This is a genomic window from Nocardia sp. NPDC006044 (assembly GCF_042871115.1).
Taxonomy (GTDB): Bacteria; Actinomycetota; Actinomycetes; order Mycobacteriales; family Mycobacteriaceae; genus Nocardia.
This window is the reverse complement of the sequence record NZ_JBIAID010000003.1, coordinates 803,094-822,556: the sequence shown is the minus strand read 5'-3', so window position 1 is coordinate 822,556 and position 19,463 is coordinate 803,094. Positions and strand designations below refer to the sequence as shown.

Here is a 19,463-nt window from a genome sequence, read left to right as displayed (position 1 = left end):
GCATGCGGTTCGCTGTGCGGGAAGTCAGGAGTTGTGCGTGTGTGGTTCGCCCTGCGTCGAGTGGTCCCGCCGGTGGGTTCAGCGTGCGTGTGGTTACTTCTGGGAGGGCACTACTCCGGGTTGATTGGTGGTTGATGGGGGTTGTTGCTGTTGGTTTTCGTCGGGGATGGGGCCGGTTACGCCTGGCTGGCCGCCTGGATCTGGAAGGGGGACAGGCGGTTGCGCGGGGGCGGGGATCGGCGGGGCAGGGGGTGGGGAGGGCAGGGGTGGGGGTGCCTGCTCGGTGGTCGGGGGTGGCGGCGCCTGTTGCGGGGCCGGTGCGGGCGGGGGAGCCTGCTGAGTCGACGGGGCCGGTGCAGGCGAAGGTGCTTGCTGCGTCGACGGTGCCGGTTGGGTTGACGGTGGCGCGTCCGGGGCCGGGGGTGCCGGTGGTGGCGCGTGCTGGGTGGTCGGGGGCGGCGCCTGGGTGGTGGGGGGAGGCGTCGGCTGCGGGTCGGGGACCGGGCGCGGCGGAGTCGTAGTGCTCGGGGGCGCTTGGGATTCCGGGACCGAGGGGGCCGGCGTCGACGGACGGCCGTTCGGCTGGCTGTCCTGCGGGATCTGTTGCGGCGGAGTGTATTCCGGCTGCTCGCTCGGCGGCGCAGGTCGATGCTGCGGCGGTGCGGCGGGTGCGGGCTTGATGTCGGCGGGCAACTGCGGCGGCGAGGGCAGTGCCGGAACGGCCTTGCCCGCCATCCCGTAGGCCGGCTTGTACACCATGTTCATCGCCAGGACGGCCTCTTGGCGCAGCGCCTCCTCGGCCATCTTCGCGTCGATGACGTGCGCGGCCTCGAGCAGTCGCGCGACCGCGCCGATCGGCCCGGACGACCCGGGCGGCGCGACCGCGATCTTGACCGCCTCGGCCGCGGCGGCCACCCCGCCGAGCCGGGCGCCGACCTGCCCCATCACCGCGGCGAGTTCGTCCGCCGAGGCGGCGAAGCTGCGGATGCTGGCGAACGCGGCGTCGGCCGCGGCGCCCTTCCACTCCATCGAGTTCATCACCCGGTCCACGCTGCCGCGGGTGAGCGGGAAGGAAGTGCTCAGCGTGCCTGCGACTTCCAGCCACGCGACCGACGCGCGCAGCACCTCGGCGGCGTCGATCTGCTGGGTCTTGGCGTAGATCTCTTCGTGCCGCATCGACTCGAAGTGCTCCATCGAGCTGATGTAGTCGGGATCGGTGCCGGTCATCGCGGAAGCCTCGAGGCGACGGCGCGCAGGGCGGCGGCGTTGGCGGCGTCGGCTTCTTCGAGTAATCCGCCGCTGATCAAGAAGGCTTCCTTCATCCGGTACGCGGCCTCGATGTAGCTGTCCAGCAGCGCGGCGGCATCGCGCGCCTTGTGATTGAACCCGGCCTGTAACTGCTGCGCGGACACGAATCCGCCGAATCCGCCCAGTTCCGCGGCGGTTTCGAGGCGCTGCTGCAGGTGGATCAACCGTTCGGCTTGCTGGTCGTACATCTCGGCGCAGCGCCGCGCGGCAGCCGGATCGAACTGGACGCCGCCTGCCTGGGCCGCTTGCTTGAACCGGACGATATCGGCTCGGCTGGTCTCGATCGTCATCGCACACCCCTGAGATGGTCGGTCCGCCTCAGACTAGCCCGTGGCCGCTTCGACCGGCAGCAGTGGTTATCCGTCGGCATCGGCGGCCGGGCTCATGACTGGATGCGTTTCTGCAGTTGCGCGCCGATCTGCTCGGCGGAGGCGGGCGTGATGTGCACTTCCTTGCCCGCCCTGATCAGGTAACGCCCGTCGCCCTTGACGTCGAACCAGGTGTAGTGGATCGGTGGCGCCGGCGTCGGCTGGTCCAGCGCGGGTTCGATCCGGATATGTCCTTCCGCGCTGTGCGGTTTGAGCAGTAGCTTGCGAATCCGCGGCGCCGTCGGCTGCTGCGCGACCACCGTCTCCTCGTCGCGCACCGCGGCGGTCGGCGCGACCCGTGCCGGCTCCCGCCCGGGCGGCGCGGCGGGCAGCAGCCCGGCGATCCGGAGGCCGAGCTTGCCGCTGTGCCCGATCGAGAGCCGGACCCGCCCGCCGAACTCCGGTGTCGAGCCGGGTTCCTGCACGGCGAGCACGGCTCGGTCGAAGATCGCCGCAGCCAGCAGCCGGATTTCGCTGCCCGGCGTGTGCGTGCCGCCGATCGCGACGATCCTGGTCTGGGGTGCGGCCAGAATCCGCAGGCAGGCGCTCAGATCGGGGTCGGCGCGCAGCGGCAGCCGGTCGTTCAGCGTCGCCCGCAGCCGATCGGCCTCGTCCTCGGTGCGTGGGGTCTCCAGGATGCGCAACGGATACGGGTGCCGATCCAGGTCGGTTTCGCGCCACAGGTGGGCGAACTCGTCCGGAGTGAAGGTCCAACTCACCGCCCGAATCACATCCTCACCGAACACACCGAAACTGGTTTGTAGCTTAACGGTCGTGGCGCGCGCGGGTGGTTGCCGCACCGAGCACCTAGGATTGTGGGCTAACACTGCGATGAATTCTCGGATATATCCATACAACCCCCTCTTAAGTTTTGCGCGGCCCGGGTGAGCCGGTGCGTGGTGCTCCGGCACAAGATCAGGGGTGATGGGAGCATGCCGTGCAGGTGCTTGGACCGTGGACCGATATCGCGACGATCGCCGCCGTCGGCGGCGGTAAAGCGCGCGGGCTGCACCGCCTGCGCCAGTGCGGATTTCGGGTCCCGGACTGGACCGTGCTCGGCACGGACGTCTTCGCGCAGTTCACCGCGGAGACCGATCTGCTGAGAAAAGTGACTGAGGTCACACTACTGGACGACCTCGACGCCGCACTCGTCGCGGGTGCCGCGTTGCGGGCCGACATCGTCGCGACACCGCTGCCCGCCGAGATCCGCGCGGTGATCGCCGACGCCTACGCGCGACTCGGCGGCCCCATCGCGGTGCGCTCGTCGGTGGTCGCCGAGGACGGGCCGGAGCACTCGTACGCGGGCCAGTTCGACTCCTTCCTGAACGTCGACGGCCTAGACGCCGTGCTGGACCGGGTGCGCGACTGCTGGGCGTCGGCCTTCTCCGAGCGCTCGCTGCGCTACGCGTTCGCCAACCGGCAGCCGCGCGCGGGCGCGGTCGCCGTTGTGCTGCAACGCTTGATCGCGGCGCGGGCCAGCGGCGTGCTGTTCACCGCGAACCCGATCAGCGGCGCACGCGACGAACTGGTCGTCAGCGCGGTCTACGGGCTCGGCGAGGGCCTGGTGTCGGGCGCGGTGGACGCCGACACGGTCGTGGTCGACAAATCCTCCGGCGCGGTGCTGGAAACCGTTCTGGGGGACAAGGACCGGTCGTATACGGCCGACGGCGCGCAGGGTTACACGATCAGCGAGATCGACCCGGCGCGGCGCGAACTGCCCGCCCTGACCGATGCCGAGATCGCCGAGGTGGCCGAACTGGGCCGCAAGGTGGAGGTCGAGTTCGACGCCCCGCAGGACGTGGAATGGGCGATCGACGACGACGGCCTCTGGTTCCTCCAGTCCCGCCCGATCACCACGACCCTCGGCACGCGCGCCGGCGCGATCATCCGCGGCACCGGCGAGGCGGTTCCGGACGGCGAACAACGAATCTGGGACAACTCCAACATCATCGAGAGCTTCAATGGTCTCACCTCCCCGCTGACCTACACCACCGCCGCCGACATCTACGGCCGCGTCTACCACGGTTACGCGAAATCCCTCCGGGTTCCCGCGGCGCAGCTGCGCCAGACCGAACGCTGGACTCCGGTGCTGCTGGGCTACTTTCACGGTCGCGTTTACTACAATCTGCTGCACTGGTATCGCATGGTCGGTATCGCGCCGGGCTATCCGCTCAACCGCAAGGTGCTCGAGGCCGCGCTCGGCGTGGACGAGCCCCTCGCCGATGACCTCGCGAAGACGTTGCGCCCGTTCACCTTCGGCAATCCCCTGAGCCGCCTCTGCTCGCGCGTGGTGACCACGGCGACCTACGTGCGCCGACTCTTCGGCATCGACGCCATCGTCGAACAGTTCATGACCGACTTCTACCGCGTGTACGACGAATACGACGCCATCGACTACACCGCCCTCTCCGGTGCCGAAGCCGATGCCGCCTACCGCAAGGTCGATCGCGACCTGGTCGAACGCTGGGGCCCGCTGATGGTCCTCGACGCAATCCTGCTGACCTGCACCGGATTGATGTTCCTGCTGACCAAACTCCTGCTGCCCAAGGCCCCGGAGTGGTTCCTCTACGCGGTGGTCGGCCCCGGCGCCGACGTCGAATCCGCCGAACCCGCCCGCGCGATGAAGGCCCTCGCCGACGCCGTCCGCGCCGATCCCGAACTTACCGCGCTGGTGAATTCGGCGGCGCCGGAACAGATCTACGCCGCGCTGGCGGACCGGCCGGACTTCCGCGAGCGGGTCGACGCTTACATCGACAATTACGGTTACCGCAGCCTGGACGAACTCAAGCTGGAGACCCCGGACCTGCGCGAGGATCCGGCGAGCCTGTTCATCATGCTGCGCAGCGCATTACCGGACGCGCCGCTCGGCCACCGCGACGAAGCCGAGGAATACCTCGACGCCCATCTGCACGGCTTCCGCCGCCGGATCTATGAACGGTTGCGCGGCAAGGTTTCCCGCTGCGCCGCCCACCGAGAGCGCCTGCGGTTCTGCCGGACCAGGGCCTTCGGCATGGTCAAGCGGATGATCCGGGTGATGGGCCGGGATCTGGTCGAGCGCGGGGTCATCGACGAGTTCTCCGACGTGTTCTATCTGACCGTGCAGGAGTTGCGCGGCAGCTACGACGGCGCCGATACCGCAGGCCTGCGCGACCTCGTAGGTGCCCGAAAAGCGCAGCGCGCCAAGGACGCCGGGCTCGTCGCCCCGGCCAGGTTCGTCACCACCGGATCGACCTTCGGCCGCGCCGAACTGGCGGCACAGGGCTGGGTGCCGATCACCGACACACCGGCGGCCGAGGCGGGCACGGTACTCGCCGGCACCCCGTCCGCCTCCGGGATTGTCGAGGGAACCGCGGTCGTCGTCGATGAGCCGCGCGACGTCGCCGGTGGCATTCTGGTGGCATATCGGACCGATCCCGGCTGGGTGGCCGCCCTGCCCTCGGCATCGGCGCTGGTCATCGAGCGCGGTAGCCCGCTCACCCACGTCGCGATCGTGGCGCGTGAACTCGGGGTGCCGACGGTGGTCCAGGTCAAGGACGTGACCAAAAAGGTGCGGACCGGTATGCGGATTCGGGTCGATGGCACGAACGGAACCGTTACTGTGCTGGCCGAAGGAGATGTCCGCGATGGAGCATGACAAAGACGTTGCGGCCGTACGGGATTGGCTAGCCGACCCGACCGGTTCGGCCGGGATCCAGCTGGCCGACGAGGCCGACGGCTGGGACTACCGGAGCTATCCCGAACTGGCCGAACAGACCTGGTCGATCGCCGCGCTCATGCGCGCGCACGGCATGGGCAGCGGCGACGGCGCCTGCGTGATCATGCCGACCGGATTCCCCTGTGTCGCCGCGTTCTACGCGGTCTGGGCGTGCGGCGGAGTGTTCACGCCGGTCGCGCCGCCGATGTTCGGCGACCTCGACCAGATCATCGCGCACATCGCCGGGATCCTGGTGCAGGCAAAGCCCCGGCTGGTGGTCACCTCGACCGAATTCGAGCAGTTCGTCCGCCAGGCGGCGACGGCGGCCGGACGTGGCGACGAGCCACTGGTGATCGACGCGGCCACACTGCGACCGTGCCCGCCCGCCGAGCGCGTGTTCGGCGAGCCGGACGAGTGCGCGCTGCTGCAATTCACCTCCGGCTCCACCGCCGCCCCGCGCGGCGTGCGGGTGAGCTGGCACAACCTGGCCAACAACATCGCGATGATCTCCGAGCTGGTCGAGTGGCGCGCCGGCGAGGCGATGGTGTCGTGGCTGCCGCTGTATCACGACATGGGGCTGGTCGGCGCGTTCCTCACCACCGTGACCAATCAGGGTGATCTGTGGCTGATGCGCCCGGACCAGTTCGTCCGCGATCCCGCGCGCTGGCTGCGGGCGATGGCACATGCCCAGCATTCGCCGTCGCCATCGTTCGCGCTCGGCTATGTGGCGCACCGGATTTCGCCCGAGGAGATCGCCGATCTGGACCTGTCCGGCTGGCGCACGCTCGCCGTCGGTTCCGAGCCGGTCGAGGTGGCCGATCTGCAGTCGTTCGCGAATCTCACCGGGCCGCTCGGCTTTTCGATGAGCGCGTACACGCTGGCCTACGGTTTGGCGGAGTCGACGCTGATGGTGACCTCCTCGGCGCGGCATCGCCCGATCACCGCGCTGCGCATCGACACCCCGAGCCTGCGGTTCGGTGAACCGGTCACCATCCTCGAGCGGGAACTGCTCGACGACACCCATCGCGTCGACGGCGCGGGCTGGATCACCGGACTCGGCTACTCGACCCCCGAATCGACCGTCACGGTGGTCGATGAGAACGGCAACCAGTTGCCCGACGGAATTTTGGGCGAGATGGTCGTGGTCGGCGACTCGGTGGCGCTGGGCTACTCCGACGACTCCGATGGCGCGTCCACCAGGATCGTGGACGGCGCGCTGTATTCCGGTGATGCCGGATTCCTGCATCGCGGTGAGGTATTCGTGCTCGGCCGGATGGGGTCGAGCCTGAAGGTGCGTGGGCGTTCGGTGTTCATGGAGGACATCGAATCGCGCGTTGCCCAGGAAACCGGGATCACCAAGGGCAAACTCGCCGCCGTCGCGATCACCGGGCCTGGCGAGCAGGGCATCGCGCTGTTCGCGGAGTCCCCGCCGGGTGTCTGGATCGCGGAGGCGCGCAAGATCATTCGTGGCGAGCTGGGGCCCGCGCAGACGGTCACCATTGTCACCGGTCCGCGCGGGATCATTCGGCGTACGTCGAGCGGCAAGCCGCGCAGGCGATACATGTGGGACCAGTTCCGCACCGGGGCGCTGGCGGACGCGGTTGTGCACGAGGCCGAAGCGACGTCCACCGAGACGCTCGGATCTTCTGGTGAACGCCGGAATCCGGTCGACGCACCCGTGCCTGCGCTGGCTGCCGAACGGGTCCGCCAGTTGCTCGACAGTGCGTGGGAAAGCGTGGCGATTCCCTCGGATTCGACCGTCCTGTTCGAGGGTTCACTCGCCGAGGGCTTCGGAAACGACGGGTCCGACGTCGACTTCCTGGTGCTCGCCCCCGGCGACGAGGAACTGCCCACGCTGCCGACCGTGCTGTTCATCGACGGACGCCGGGTAGAGGTGCGGACTCGCTCCGCGTCCCAGATGCGGCGGCAGCTCGAACAGGTGGCCAACGCCACGACCGTTGCGCAGCTGGACGAAGATCTGCTCAACCGGTGTCAGCGGTTCCTGCGCGCGACGGTTGTCCGCTCGGGAGCCGCCGATGTCGGCGAGTTGCGTTCGCTACTGCCGCATTCCACCTTCATGAGCGTGATCGCGGACTGGTGGACCGCCCGAGCGCAGCAGGCCCTGCGCTACGCCGTCGCACTGCGCTCACTGCGAGCGCGCGACGAAGCGATCGACTGGGCGCGTGACGGCTTGCTCCAGGCGATCAAGGGCTGGGCCGCGCGCCGGGGGGAAAGCTACCTGGAAACCAAATGGCTTCCGCAGCAACTCGATCGGATCGGCGGCGACGAGATCATCGACCGCTACCGCGATCTCGGCGATCCGCGAGCGTGGGCGGGTGACGACCCGGAGCGGGGCTACGGCGACGCGCTGCCCGGCGTACTCGGCGATGCGAAGGCGCGGGCACTGTCCGAGCAGGCAACGTGGACACAGGTTCTCGAACTCGCCGCGGAACTGGGCGTCGAGGGCGTCACCGACGACCCCGACCAGATCCTGTTCGTCCGGCGACCGCAGGTCACCACCTGGAACATCGGGCAGCGTGTGCACGTAATCCGCGGTGACAGCGATGTTTTCGTGCTCTCGGACACCGGGGCCCGTGCCTGGCGTTCGGTGGTCTTCCGCCATTCTCTCGCCGACGTACTGTCCCGCGCACCGCACGACATCACCGCCGAACTCGCCGAGTTCCTCCGGCTCGGCTTCGTCGGATTGCAGTGGCGCCGCGGTGAAGTCCTGACGCCCGCACTGGCCATGTGTAAACCGGTGCGGCCGTACACGCCGGTGCCGTCCGCGGCTGCCCCGGCGCTCGGCGTCACCGGAGCCGCGCGCGCGGACGCGATCGCGACCCTGTCGCCGCTGCCCGCACGTCGTTTCACCGAGTGCGCGATGAATCTGGTGTGGTCGAACATCGTGCTGGAGAACGCGCGCGAGGATCTGGCGGGTGCCATCAAGAACGGTCAGGGCGCTGTCGCCGACATCGCCGCGCACCGGATGATCGCGATGGCGGTGCGAGTGGCGCTGTCCGCCTTCGGCATTCATCCACTGCCTGCCGACGTCGCACCGTCTTCGACCCTGCGTCGCCTGCTCCCGTCGCACGCCGAACACCGCGACGAACTGCTGACGCGGCTGGAAACTGCTCGGCAGGTACGGTTCTCGGAGTCCGGCGACGCCGTCGCCGGTCTCGCCGTCCTCGACGACCTCGTCACCCTGGTCCGCTCGGTCGCCGCCGACCCGGCCGTCACCGCCTTCCCGGCCTCGTTCGACTCCCGCGAGCAATGGCGGCGCACGCTCGCCATCGGCTACGACTGGCTGCGCGTCGCCGGCTATCTCGACACCGACCTGCCCCTCGACGAGGCCCGCGACCTGCTGGCCTCCGGCGGGCAGCAGCCGCACCTACGCGCGGAAGGAATGCCGCAGTCATGACAGCCGTCGCCGACGCCGCGGTCGCCGAGCAGGTGCGCAAGCTGGTTCAGGCCATGGCCCCGGACCCGCATGTGCTCGCCGCCGACGACCGAAGGCTGGTCGAGGACCTGGGTTTCGAGTCGCTGCGGTTGATGGAGCTGACCGTCGCGCTGGAGCGGAGCTTCGGTCTCCCGCGCCATCGGACGGAGCGGTTGGCCGGAATCCGCCGGGTCGGCGACATCGTCACGCTGGTGACGACGGGCCTCGCCGCGGAATCCGGCGACGAGCCCGGCCGGCCGGCGCCGAAGGATCGCAGCCGCCTGCTCGGCCACGTCGGCGCCGAGCGACAGCACGACGACGGAATGGGCAGGCGCGACACGGTATTGGTCACCGGTGCGAGCGGGCTGGTCGGCTCCGAGGTGGTGGCGCGCCTGGCCGCGGCGAGCCGCCCGGTCGCCGCGGTACTGCACAACAACGCGCGCATCGTCCGCAACGACGGCACCGCGCTCGGTGCGGGCAGTCCGGTCGCGGGCGACATCCGGATGCCGGGATTCGGTCTGTCCCCGCGGGATTCGGCGGACCTGTCCGAACGGGTCGGCACGATCGTGCACTGCGCGGCCACCACCGCGTTCGACGCCGACGTGACCGACTACCACGAACTCAATGTGCGCGGCACCGCGAACGCGGTGGCGCTGGCCAAGGCCTGGGACGTCCAGCTCGTCTACGTCAGCACCGCCTACGTGTGCGGCAACCGAAGCGGGGTGATCGAGGAAAGCGAACTCGACGCAGGCCAAACCTTCGGAAACCGCTACGAGGAGAGCAAGTTTCACGCCGAGCACCTGGTACGAGCGGCGGGGCGGCACGGCTTGCGCTGGGCGATCGTGCGGCCCGGCATCGTCACCGGCGCCCTCGGTACCGGCGGGATCCGCGAATACAAGAACCTCTATACCGTGGTCAAGCTGATGGTCGAGGGCAAGTTGCGCTCGCTACCCGGCCGCTACGACGCGACGCTCGCGCTGGCGCCGGTCGATTACGTCGCCGAGGTGATCGCCGCCGCCGTACTGGATTTCGACTCGGCCCACCTGCGCACCTTCCACGCGGTCGGCCGGGACACGTTGTCGCTGCGCGAGGTATCCGACGTGCTCGCCGAATACCCGTCGTTCGAGGTCGCGACCTTCGTGCCCGCGGCCACCTTCCGCGAAGACGACCTCGGCGCCATCGAGCGCGAGTACTACCGGCGCATCGGCTCGCTCTACACCAGCTACTTCGAGCGGCGACTGACCTTCGCCACCTCCAATGCCGAAGTGCTGCTGGGCAAAACGGCGCCCCCTACCGGCAAGGAGTATCTGCGCGTGCTGCTGGACTACTGCCTGGAATCCGGCTATCTCGGCGTGCCCTTGCCGTCGATCGAAGAGGTATTGGCAAGCAATGACTCCGGTGGGGCGGACCGGTGACCGCGCCGCTGCGCGAACTGCTCGCCGCGCTGACCCCGCAGCCGGAGAAGGTGACAGCCTACGCCGGCGATACCTACCTGCAAGAGACCGTCGAACAACTCGACCGCCTCGGCGTCGACGCCGCGAAGTTCGCCAGAGCGCACTCGATGCTGCTGCTCAAGCCGGACGCCATCGTCGCCAGATCGGTCGAGCCGACGTTGAACTGGCTGGCCGGCAACGACTTCCGGGTCGTCTCCGCCGTCCGCGTCGCGGTCGACCGGCACTTCGCCCGCGCGCTCTGGTACTTCGCCTGGAACATCGCCTCGCCGGAACGCCGGCGGCTGGCCGATCTGTTGGTCGGCATCTCCGATGTCTTGGTGCTCGTCGTCCGGGGCGAGGACGCGGAACTGCCTGTCCCCGTGCGCCTTACCGAAGCCAAAGGGCCGACCGATCCGCGTAAACGTCAACCCGGCGAACTGCGCCACCTGCTCGGCCGGCACAGCTATCTGCTGAATCTGGTGCATTCGCCCGACGATCCCGCCGATGTGCTGCGCGAGCTCGCCATCTACCTGGACGAGGATCGCCGCGCGAAGGTGATCGCGGAGGCAGGTGACGGGGCCGACCGCTCGTCCGATGCGCTCGCGATCGCGTACGACCTCTACACGCAAGCGCCCGCGCGCAGCTTCGATCGGGACGATGCGCTCGGCCGGATTCTGCGCGACCTGGAGAAGGGCGGCGCCGCAACGGTTTTCGCGGATCGGACGGACGCGGACTGCGCACGGTTGCTGTATTCCGCGTGGGCCGAAGGGCGGGAACTCGATCCGTGGTCGGTGATCGTGCTCGGGTCCTATGTACTCCCGATGCGGGTCGGGACGCAGCCGCAAACGCTGCGCCCGGTGACCGCGCAAGACTGGCTGGAGGAACGACCGTGACGGCAAACGTGGAAACGGTGAAGACCGCGACCCATCTACGCACCATCTCGCGCGAGCTGGCGCATCGGTGCGCGGTGTCGGAGGTGTTCGTCACCTCGATGGACACCGTGGCCGAGGACGAGTACGTGGTCGGCGCCCAATTACCCAGAATGCACGCCTATTACGGCGACCACCTCGGGTCGCTCGGTCTGCGTCACGATCCGCTGCTGGTGATGGAGGCCGCCAGGCAGGCCGCGATCGCGCTCAGCCACGAGTTCTATGGCGTCCCTTCGGATATGGCGTTCGTCGTGCGCACCTTCAACGGTACCGGTGCGGACACCCCGGCCTGGGAGGTCGGGTCCGCCCCGGCCGATCTGGTGATGCGCGCGCGGGTGCCCCGGCGGCACGTGCGCGGTGAGACGGTGCAGGGCCTGGACATGGTGCTCGAAATCGATTGCGGCGACGAGTCGATGATGACCGTCGACGGCTCGTTCTCCTGGATGACGCCGGGGCAATGGGCGGGGCTGCGCGGCGCGTTCCGGAAGAGCCTCGGCCTCGGGCCGTTTGCCGGCGCCTCGGCGCTTGCCGATCGCGCGGTCGCGGCCGAGGTCGGCCGGGAGAACTGGCGCAATGTCGTGATCGCCGCGCCGGAGCTGTCGGACAACACCGCGCGGGCGGCGCTGGTCCCTGATCTGGGCCATCCGTTCCTGTTCGATCATCAGCTCGACCACGTTCCGGGCAGCCTGCTGATCGAGGCGTGCAGGCAGACCGCGTTGGCCATGGTGCTGCACCGCGCCCCCCGATTGGAGTGCGTCGGAAGCGCTTTCGAGCGGTTCGTGGAGCTGGATCGTCCGGCCGAGTGCGTCGCTGAGATCACCGGCCAGCAGGCCGACCGGACCGTGATCCACTGCGAGATCCGGCAGGCCGAGGCGGTCGCCGCCGAACTCGATCTCGAATTCGCCGACGACGAACTGGGTTTCGACGCCGGGGAACCGGAGTCCGCGTGACGAATCCGCTGGTGTCCGTGGTGCGTATCGCCCGGTTCACCGCGGTGATGTACAAGCCGCACTACCTGCTGTACGGGGTGCTGTGGGTGCTCGCGCTGGAGGGCACCGCTTCGCTGGTGACGCAGCCGGATTCGGCCTGGCGGCCGACCGGAGCCACCGTGGCGCGGATCGTCGTGGTCGCGTTCGTGCTGCTGTATCTGCGAATGGTCGACGAGCAGAAGGACCTCGACTACGACCGCGTGCACAACCCGGATCGGCCGCTGGTGACCGGGGCGGTGAGCGCGGTCGAACTGCGGGTCGCCATGGGGCTCATCGCGATCGGCGCCATCGCCGGCAGTCTCGCGTTGTCCGTGGGTTCCGCCGTGATGATCGCTGTCGCAATGGCTTACGGGTTGGTCCTGTGGGGTCTGGAGCGGCTGTTCGCCACCGTGCGCGCCGACATCCTGGTGAATCTGGTCGTCACCTATCCGGTGCAACTGCTCGTCACGGGCTACATCGTGGTCTCGGCGATCGACACCGGCGAGGTGCGCGCGCACTGGCAGGCGGCGGCGGTCGCCGGTGTCTTCGCCGGCGCGTTCCTCCAATTCGAGTTCGCCAGAAAGACTTCTCGCGAGCGTCGGCCGGGCGAGCTGTTGTATTCGAATGCGCTGGGCACCAACGGAAGTACCGCGGCGTCGCTGCTCTGCGCGGTGGCCGCGGTGCTGGTCGACCTGTTGCTCGTCCGGCCGTGGGACTATTCGCCGCCATCGTCCCTCATTGCCTGGCTGCCCATTCCGCTGTTGGTGATCCCCGCTCTCGGGGCACTGAAGTTCGCGCGCGGCGACCGCACGGACTACCCACCCGTCCCCGCCGTCATCTTCATCCTCGCCCTCTACCTCACCCTGATCGCCCAGGCCCTGACCTTGCCGTAGCGGATCCAGCGGCTGGTGCTCCGACGTGTCCCGCGCCGGCGGGCGGCGGGTCTGGTGGAATGGCCGGGGGTAATCAGGGGATCGCTTCACCCAGATGCGGCGACCGGACCGATTCCGGCTGGATGGCACAATCGCGCCGAGAAAGGGATCCATGGTGAGTACCGTGCGTCGAATCGTCGGAGGCGGCTGCTTGATCGTGCTCGCCTGCGGCACCATGATCGCGACCGCCGACCACGCGACCGCCGACCCCGGCGGTTGCTACGTCGACCGCGGCCTCACCGACGCCGTCGCCCTCTGCCACGAGGGATACGGATCCACCGTGCTAGAGGTCGAATGCCTCGGCATCAGCGTCCCCGCCACCCCCGACAGCCCCATCTTCGGCCCCTACCCCGGCGCCGATTCCCCCGCAGCCCCCGTCGGCCAGTCCATGCGCGCCTCCTGCGTAACCACCACCGCCCTCGGCATCACCACCCGCGCCTTCGTCTCACCCACCTGACCCGCAGATCACCCCGGGCAACACCCTTGCATGCGCCAAATCGTCTCCCCGACAACGCCTCACCAGGCGGCAACCAGTCACGGTGGTGTCGGGTCAGCTCAGTTTTCGGACCGCGGTGACCACTGCCGCCGTGTACTGCACGGTGAAGCTGCCGCCGGCGGCGTCGATGACCGTGCCGAGGCCGGCCAGCACCTGGTCGAGGACCGGTTGGGGGAGGCGGGTGGTGGCGCCGGTGGTGGCGGAGTACTCGAGCCATTCGTCGCGGGTGTACCGCTGCTCCCACTGGAATCGCTGTTGCTGCGGCTCGCCGAAGGCTCCTGACCGGCGGATGCCGTCGGAGGTCTTGTCGCACATCGACGCGTAGAGCTGCAATGCGGAGCCCGCGGGGATCTGGCCGACGGGGGAGTCGGGGACCAGCCGGCGGAAGACGTCGGCGAAGGCGCGCTCGAGTTCTGCCGGAGGCTGACTCACGTTCCAGAACGGGGCCAGCACTCCGCCCAGTCGCAACACCTCGCCCGCTTTGGCCGCGCCGGCGACGGTGTCCACCCAGTGCCAGGCCTGTCCGGCGACGACGAGATCGAAGGTCCGGCCCGCCGGATCCCAGGTCTCGAAGGTGGACACCTCGACCTCGGTGCCGTCGCGGCGCGCGAATTCGGCCATGCGCTCGTCGGGTTCGACGCCGAAGACGTGGCAGCCCGCCGCTCGGAACTGCCGTGCGACGATGCCGGTACCGATGCCGACGTCCAGCACCTCGCGTCCCGGGCCTGCGGCGATGATCGCCTGCACCATCGCCTCGGGATATCGGGGCCGGGAGCGGTCGTAGCGCTCGGCGTCGATGCCGAACGACTCGGCGATCTCGCGGGCCTGATGTGACTCTTGCCGAGGAAGGGGCGATGGCCCCGACGGTATAGTGGGCATGTGCCCACTATAAGTGGGCACATGCCCACTCTTCAACCGCTCGACGTAAGGAGAAGCCCCCAGTGCCAACCGGAGTGGCCATGCGTGACGTGCGCGCACAGCTGTTCGACGCCGCCGAACGCATCCTGATCCAGGACGGTCCGAGCGCGCTGACCAGCCGCGCGGTCACCACCGAGGCGGCCTGCGCCAAGGGCGTGCTGCACCGGCACTTCGCCGACTTCGACGACTTCCTCGCCGAACTCGTCCTCGACCGCATCGCACGCGTCGACCGGCAGAGCGCCGCCCTGCGCGAAGCCGCGGGCACCGGCACGGTCGTCGGCAATCTCGGCGACGCGTTGACCGACCTGTTCGAGACGGTCGCGGTGGCCATCGTCAGCCTGGTCACCTTCCGGGACGAGTTGCGCGCCAGGCTCCGCCGGACCAGGCCGACGGGTGTCCCGCTGCTCGCGGAGGCCACGGCGATGATCGCGGAGTACCTCGATGCGGAGCGCGACAAGGGCCGCATCGTGGCCACGGCCGACGTAGAAGTGTTGGCGCCCACGCTGATCGGCGCCGGGCATCTACTGTTCGCCGACCGTAAAGGCACTCCACCGGAGTCCGAAGCTGTTGGCCGGGTCGTGCACACGGTCGTCGCCGGCGTGCTGACACCCTAAGCGGGCACGGCTTCGAGAATATTGTCCGGCGAGACCGTCGGCACAATCCGGCTGAGCGTGAATCCGAAGCGCGCCAAGAACTCCCGATACTCATCGGCGCTACGTTCACGACCGCCCGTGTTCACCAGCATCTCGAGATCGATGTACTTACCCGGATGCGGCCGAGTGTTCTCCGGGACGACCAACTCGATAATCAACAGGCGCGCATCGGGTTTCATCGCCGCGCGAACGCTCGTCAGGATCCGTCCCGCATCGTCCTCCGGCCAGTCGTGCAGGATGTGCTTGAGGATGTAGGCATCCCCGCCCTGCGGAACCGCGTCGAAGAACGATCCGCGCTCGACCGCGCAACGGCCGGCCAATCCGAGCTCGCCCAGCCGGCTGCTCGCCGATTCGGCCACTTCCGGCAGCTCGAACAGAATTCCCTTGGATCGTGGTGCCCGGCACAGGATCTCGGCAAGCATCGTGCCCTCACCACCGGCGACATCGACCAGCGTCTCGAACTGCGCGAAGTCGTAGGCCGCGAGCAGCGGAGCGAGCCCCAGGCTGCCGATGCTGGTCATCGCGTTGTCGAACAGCGTGCCCAGCCCCCGATCGGCGCGCGCGTGCTCGAAGAACGACATGCCGTGCAGCGCTGGGCCGACCGGCTTGCCGGTGCGCACCGCGTCGACGAGATGCGACCAGTTCTCCCGATGGATCGCGCATCCGAAGAACAGTGCGGCGTCGCGCAACGAAACATCCGCGTCCCGGCGCAGTGCCCGCGCCATCGGCGTCAGCGCGTACCGGCCATCCCGGCGCCGGGTGAAGATCCCGTGACCGATCAGCAGCCGCAACAACCGATGCAGCGCATCCTCATCGGCCCCGACCGCCGTCGCCAGCTCGGCCCCGCTGCGCGGCCCATCGGCCAGCGCGTCGGCGACCCCGAGCTCGGCGGCGGCATGAATCGCCTGCGTCAACCACCCGGCGGCGAGCATCTCCATCACGGCGACCTGCCCCGGCACCAGCTTGCGGTAGGCGACCGACAGTCCGCTGCGTACCAGCTCGACCGCACGAACCAGCCCTGGCGGCGGCATTCTCGGCTGATCGGATGCCACAGGGCGACTCCCATCCGCTCGACGGTCGGCACTTTGCGCCAACCAGCAGGGTACGGGCTGCCGCGGTGCCGTGGGCCGGACACCCGATCGATGGAAGCGGACCGGCTCAGAAACGCCAGCGCGTGGCGCCGCCGGGCTCGACCGTGCCGAGCGCCATCGCCGTGGTCGCGGTGATGCGGTAGACGTGCCAGGGCGGCGGGCCGGCGGACGGCGCGCTGTACGGGGCGGTGAGCGCCTGGCCGCTCTCGTCGACCTCGGCCGGCCAGCCGTCCGCGGCATAACGCGCGGCGATCTCGGCGACCGCCGCCGAGTCGGTGACCAACGCGGCCGTGCCGTTGACGGTGAGGTCGAAGTCGTGCAGGGAGAGGCTGATCGCGCAGCGCGGATCGCGGGCGAGGTTGCGCCCCTTACGGGTTCGCGCGCCGGTGGTGAACCAGAACGCACCGTCGAGCCAGAGCGCGCCAAGCGCGGTCAGGTGCGGGCTGCCGTCCGGGTTGATCGTGCTCAACCAGTAGGTGTGCCGGTTCGGGCCGCCGGTGTCCGGGGCCTGCGGGATGTTCGCGTCGAGCTTCGACTCGATGTTCGCCCAGTCCAGCTCCGGCAACGAGTAGCGGTCAGCGAGGTTGGTGGTGTCCATACTGTGCTGACGATATGACGGCGCGGAACTCATCGGCGCATTACCCGCCCGATCATGGGCGGGTCCGCAACACCACCGGCAGCCGGGACGGAGCCGCGACGAAGTCACGATTCGACGGTTTCACCCGGTAGCCGGGGTCGGCGACCGGCTGCCACCGGGCGAACAGGGCGGCGGTCGCGAGCGTGATCGTCATCAGCGCGAAGTTGTTGCCCGGGCAGTGCCGGTTGCCGACCCCGAACGGCAGGATCGCCTTCTTGTCGATCTCCTCGACCCGGCCGGGGAACCAGCGATCGGGGTCGAAGGTTTCCGGGTCCGGGTAGTAGTGCGCGTTGTGATGGATCATGTACGGGCTGTACACCACCATGGCGCCGTCGGGCAGCGTGGTGCCGCCGAGCGTGACTGGACCGTCCGCGGTGTGCGTGCTGACCCACGGCCCCCAGAACCGCAGGGTCTCGAGCACCACCAGCCGCAGGTAGGGCAGCTCGGCGACATGGTCCGGCGTGACCGGCCCGTCGCCGACGAAATCGTCCAGCTCGCGGCGCAATTCGGCGGCGATGTCCGGACTGCGCATCACCTCGTGCCACACCCAGCCGAGGATGGACGCGGTCGAGCCGACGCCGGCGGCGAGCATCAGCAGCAGCTCGTCGATGATCTCCTCGTCCGACAGCCGGGTACCGGTTTCCGGATCGCTGTGCCGCACCAGCGCGGAGAGCACATCGTGGAAATCCCGGTCGGCGCGGCGGTATTCGGCAACCACGGCGCCGATCTCGGCGCGCAGCCGATGCGACTTGGCGGTGAACCGGCGGTTGGCCACGACGCGCAGGCGGCGCACCGGCGGCGGCAGCGCCGCGCGCTGGATCACCTGGCCGAGCAGCCACGGAATGGTCTGCTGCACTTCGCGTTTGGCCTCCGAGCCGAACTCGGCGGTGAACAGGGTGGAGGAGATGGTGTCGAGGACGAGCCGGTGCGCCTCGTCGACCAGGTTCAGCTGCCGGCCCGGTCGTAGCGAGGCCGACCACGTGTTCGCCACATCGGCGGCGACCGCGGCGTATTCGGTCAACCGGCGCTGCCGCAGCGCGGGCGCGATCATCCGGCGGCGCAGTTCGTGCGGCTTGCCGCTGAGCACATTGGACGCGCCGCGGATCACCTCCCGGATCGCGTCGCGCAGTTCCTCGCGGTGGAATTCGCCCGCCTCACCGAAACTCAGCTCGCGAATGAGGTCGGGGGTGGTGAGCACGTAGGCGGGGCGCGGCCCGAGATAGATCCGGACGATCGGGCCGACGCCGGCCAGCGACGTGACGAACCTCAGCCCGTCGCGCAATGCCACCACGCTGTGGCCGAGCAGGGGTAGCCGCCCCGGAGCGGTGGGCACGTTCGGAACAGTCTGTGGCATAGCGAGTTTCGAATCTCCGACCAGGTCGGTGTAGATCGAGAGGATGGTTTCGGTGTGGCGGGATTGCCGTGCGCCGTCGGCGTGCTCGGTGAGGACTTCGCGCATCGGCGCCAATTGTTCTGGGTGGTCGGCGAGTTCGCGCAGCGAATCGGCGAGCGCGGCCACGGACGGGTCGCGGGTGCGGACGCCACCGCCGTCGGGCACCGTCTCGGCCAGGTCCGGATCGCAGTAGACGACGGGCAGCCGCATCGCCACCGCCTCCAGCAGGGCCATGCCCTGCGTGTCGAAACCCGCAGAGGGAAAGAGCAATACGTCGTGCGTGGCCATGGCGGCCAGGCAGTCCGCCTGGCTGACGCCGCCGTGCAGCCGCACGCGGTCGCTCAGTCCGCCGCTCTCGATCGCCGCCTGTGCCCGCTCGTACAGATCTCCCGAGCCGTAGATGTCGAACGTGCAGTTCTCGACCCGTCGGACCGCCTCGATGGCCTCGAGTAGCCGCTTCTCCCCGGACAGTCTGGCACACCACAGGATTCGCAACGGACCGTTTCCCGTCCCGCCCTTCAGCGTCCGCGCCTTGTCGAGCAACTCGTCATCGATCCCGTTGGAGATCACCCGGATCGGCCGGTGGACCCCGTGCGCCAGCACGCGCTCGGCGAAATGCGCGGTCGGCACGATCACCCGATCGGCGGCCTGCGCCTGCGCGACCATCGTCCGCCAGGCATGCCGTGCCGCGCGGGACTCGTTGTTGCGCGGCATCTTCCCGCGATGCGAGACGAAACGCCCGTGCAGCGCGCGCATGGTGAGCGCGGACAGGTACGGCGCCGGGGAGGTGTTGGCGATGAAGACATCGTCGCGACTGTGCACGGTATGCACCACCGGAATCCCATGCCGCCGTGCCGCCCGCAGCCCGGCGATGGCCACGCCATAGGTGGTCTGGGTGTGCACGACATCGATCGGCCCGCGCTCGGCGAAGACCGCATCGATCAACCGATTGTTCGCCGGAGTGGGCAACACCATGGCGAAACCGTTGACCACGACCCCGCCGAGTGCGGAAAGGACCACAATGTCGCGCTCCGATTCGGTAGATTCCGGCGTGGGCGCGGTGAACACGGTGACCCGGTGGCCGAGCCGCTCGAGCCCGCGGCGCTGGGCATGTACCGAGGTCTGGATCCCGCCGAGGGTCGCGGGATGGAAGTCCGTGAACAGCGCGACGTGCATGGGACCACGGTACGGACATGTGCACCACGCG

The 19,463-nt window shown here is 69.0% G+C and carries 15 protein-coding genes; 8 read left to right on the top strand and 7 right to left on the bottom strand.

Translation table 11 applies throughout. The annotated features are described in order from the left end of the window. Positions 1-93: 93 nt before the first annotated feature. From ACFYO1_RS28235 to ACFYO1_RS28225, 3 genes are all read right to left on the bottom strand, one after another. The gene (locus ACFYO1_RS28235) at positions 94-1,227 is read right to left on the bottom strand and encodes a hypothetical protein (protein ID WP_387236986.1); all 1,134 of its coding nucleotides are present in this window, start codon (positions 1,225-1,227) and stop codon (positions 94-96) included. Further along, the gene (locus tag ACFYO1_RS28230; protein WP_387236984.1) at positions 1,224-1,598 is read right to left on the bottom strand and encodes a hypothetical protein; all 375 of its coding nucleotides are present in this window, start codon (positions 1,596-1,598) and stop codon (positions 1,224-1,226) included. The genes ACFYO1_RS28235 and ACFYO1_RS28230 overlap by 4 nt, the downstream gene beginning before the upstream one ends. A gap of 92 nt (positions 1,599-1,690) precedes the next feature. Then, positions 1,691-2,395, bottom strand: coding sequence for an ESX secretion-associated protein EspG (locus tag ACFYO1_RS28225; RefSeq protein WP_387236982.1), 705 nt, complete (start codon positions 2,393-2,395; stop codon positions 1,691-1,693). A 218-nt stretch (positions 2,396-2,613) separates the two neighbouring features. On the opposite strand from ACFYO1_RS28225, the gene ACFYO1_RS28220 reads away from it, so the two are divergent. The 7 genes from ACFYO1_RS28220 (at position 2,614) to ACFYO1_RS28190 (ending at position 13,525) form a co-directional block, all read left to right on the top strand. After that, the gene (locus ACFYO1_RS28220; RefSeq protein ID WP_387236980.1) at positions 2,614-5,310 is read left to right on the top strand and encodes a phosphoenolpyruvate synthase; all 2,697 of its coding nucleotides are present in this window, start codon (positions 2,614-2,616) and stop codon (positions 5,308-5,310) included. Then, a complete protein-coding gene (locus tag ACFYO1_RS28215) occupies positions 5,300-8,788 on the top strand; it encodes an AMP-binding protein (RefSeq protein WP_387236978.1) in 3,489 nt (1,162 codons plus the stop codon). Before ACFYO1_RS28220 ends, ACFYO1_RS28215 begins: the two co-directional genes overlap by 11 nt. Then, positions 8,785-10,221, top strand: a complete 1,437-nt coding sequence (locus tag ACFYO1_RS28210; RefSeq protein WP_387236977.1) for an SDR family oxidoreductase — start codon at positions 8,785-8,787, stop codon at positions 10,219-10,221. The genes ACFYO1_RS28215 and ACFYO1_RS28210 overlap by 4 nt, the downstream gene beginning before the upstream one ends. Beyond that, positions 10,218-11,132, top strand: coding sequence for a nucleoside-diphosphate kinase (locus tag ACFYO1_RS28205; RefSeq protein ID WP_387236975.1), 915 nt, complete (start codon positions 10,218-10,220; stop codon positions 11,130-11,132). The genes ACFYO1_RS28210 and ACFYO1_RS28205 overlap by 4 nt, the downstream gene beginning before the upstream one ends. Continuing rightward, positions 11,129-12,118 (top strand): ScbA/BarX family gamma-butyrolactone biosynthesis protein, encoded by a 990-nt coding sequence (locus tag ACFYO1_RS28200; protein ID WP_387236972.1) that lies wholly within the window; start codon positions 11,129-11,131, stop codon positions 12,116-12,118. The genes ACFYO1_RS28205 and ACFYO1_RS28200 overlap by 4 nt, the downstream gene beginning before the upstream one ends. Next, a complete protein-coding gene (locus ACFYO1_RS28195; RefSeq protein ID WP_387236970.1) occupies positions 12,115-13,029 on the top strand; it encodes a hypothetical protein in 915 nt (304 codons plus the stop codon). The genes ACFYO1_RS28200 and ACFYO1_RS28195 overlap by 4 nt, the downstream gene beginning before the upstream one ends. A 154-nt stretch (positions 13,030-13,183) precedes the next feature. Then, entirely contained in the window at positions 13,184-13,525 is a 342-nt protein-coding gene (locus ACFYO1_RS28190) for a hypothetical protein (protein ID WP_387236968.1), read from the top strand. A 93-nt stretch (positions 13,526-13,618) separates the two neighbouring features. On the opposite strand, the gene ACFYO1_RS28185 is transcribed toward ACFYO1_RS28190, so the two are convergent. Next, positions 13,619-14,443 carry a class I SAM-dependent methyltransferase gene (locus tag ACFYO1_RS28185; RefSeq protein ID WP_387236966.1) on the bottom strand — a complete coding sequence of 275 codons (825 nt, stop codon included), beginning with the start codon at positions 14,441-14,443 and terminating at the stop codon, positions 13,619-13,621. Between the two features lie 62 nt (positions 14,444-14,505). Between ACFYO1_RS28185 and ACFYO1_RS28180 the strand changes: the two genes are divergently transcribed. Beyond that, a complete protein-coding gene (locus ACFYO1_RS28180) occupies positions 14,506-15,096 on the top strand; it encodes a TetR/AcrR family transcriptional regulator (protein WP_387236964.1) in 591 nt (196 codons plus the stop codon). Here ACFYO1_RS28180 and ACFYO1_RS28175 read toward each other — a convergent pair. The 3 genes from ACFYO1_RS28175 to ACFYO1_RS28165 all read right to left on the bottom strand — a co-directional run bounded on the left by ACFYO1_RS28175 (position 15,093) and on the right by ACFYO1_RS28165 (position 19,432). After that, on the bottom strand, positions 15,093-16,187 hold the full coding sequence (locus tag ACFYO1_RS28175) for a methyltransferase (protein WP_387236961.1): 1,095 nt from the start codon (positions 16,185-16,187) through the stop codon (positions 15,093-15,095). The two genes, ACFYO1_RS28180 and ACFYO1_RS28175, sit on opposite strands and share 4 nt — an antisense overlap. A gap of 106 nt (positions 16,188-16,293) precedes the next feature. Beyond that, positions 16,294-16,824: a pyridoxamine 5'-phosphate oxidase family protein gene (locus tag ACFYO1_RS28170; protein ID WP_387236959.1), complete on the bottom strand. Its 531-nt coding sequence runs from the start codon at positions 16,822-16,824 to the stop codon at positions 16,294-16,296. 52 nt (positions 16,825-16,876) lie between these two features. Then, complete coding sequence (locus ACFYO1_RS28165; protein ID WP_387236957.1) at positions 16,877-19,432, bottom strand: cytochrome P450; 2,556 nt, start codon at positions 19,430-19,432, stop codon at positions 16,877-16,879. Between the last annotated feature and the right edge of the window lie 31 nt (positions 19,433-19,463).